Genomic DNA, 681 nt, shown 5'->3' on the forward strand with positions numbered 1-681 from the left:
GGCGTTTTCAAATAAAACAGAGTTTATCTCGCAGAGGAAACTGTTGGGATAATGCACCGATGGAGCGCTTCTTTAGAAGTCTGAAAACGGAATGGGTGCCAACGGTGGGTTATCGTAGCTTTGCTGAGGCTCAACAAGAGATCACTCGCTACATCATTGGATATTACTGCCAACTCAGGCCACATCAGTATAACGGTGGTCTAACTCCTAATGAGTCTGAACGATTATATTGGGAAAACTCTAAAACCGTGGCCAATTTTAGTTGACCACTACACTTGGCCCTGTGGCCCTATGGAAGAGCTTTAGGAGTTAGGGACGAGTTTCTAAGAAGAGCGGGTTAATAGCGGAATAAAAGCAGGGACAGGTTAGCAGAATGTGCTCTTTTTCCTTTATACTCGAAACTCGTTCCTCGATCCTGCTTACAGGACCACAGGACCACAGGACCACAGGACCACAGGACCACAGGACCAGAAGTTTCTTTGCTTTCCGCTTTTCCTCGTCCCTATTGTCTCGTTCCTCTAAATTTTACCGCTTTACCGCTTTACCGCTTTACCGCTTTACCGCTTTACCGCTTTACCGCTTTACCGCTTTACCGCTTTACCGCTTTACCGCTTTACCGCTTTTCCTCGCCCCTCGTCCCTCGCTCTTAACTGCTCTTCCCGCTCCTACTCGTCCCTAGTC

The 681-nt window shown here is 47.9% G+C and carries 1 protein-coding gene; it reads left to right on the forward strand.

The features are described from left to right. Positions 1–266, forward strand: a 266-nt coding sequence (locus L4D12_RS25515) for an integrase core domain-containing protein (RefSeq protein WP_428450590.1), incomplete at its 5' end; no start/stop codon positions are given. Positions 267–681 lie beyond the last annotated feature (415 nt).

The sequence above is a fragment of the Photobacterium nomapromontoriensis genome, from assembly GCF_050336815.1.
GTDB classification, from domain to species: domain Bacteria; phylum Pseudomonadota; class Gammaproteobacteria; order Enterobacterales; family Vibrionaceae; genus Photobacterium; species Photobacterium nomapromontoriensis.